1 protein-coding gene is annotated in these 220 nt (G+C 62.7%); it reads left to right on the forward strand.

The annotated features are described in order from the left end of the window. Positions 1-17: 17 nt before the first annotated feature. Positions 18-176 (forward strand): NifB/NifX family molybdenum-iron cluster-binding protein, encoded by a 159-nt coding sequence (locus H6B10_RS16985; RefSeq protein ID WP_275951114.1) that lies wholly within the window; start codon positions 18-20, stop codon positions 174-176. The last annotated feature ends 44 nt before the right edge of the window (positions 177-220 follow it).

Genomic DNA, 220 nt, shown 5'->3' on the forward strand with positions numbered 1-220 from the left:
GCAGCGGCCACGGCGCGCTGGCCGGGCTGCTGGCAGCGCTGCAGGTGGATGCGCTGATCTGCGGCGGCATTGGCGGCGGTGCCCGGATGGCGCTGGCGCAGGCCAACATCCGGCCAAAGACGTTTTCCTCCAGGGGAATGGACCACAGCAGGGTGTATTCCGCCTTGTGCCTGTGAAGGAATTTGAGGGTGTTCTCGAAATTTTTCTGGTAAAGCAGGTT

It is taken from the genome of Gemmiger formicilis, from assembly GCF_016901605.1.
Lineage (GTDB): Bacteria > Bacillota > Clostridia > Oscillospirales > Ruminococcaceae > Gemmiger > Gemmiger formicilis_B.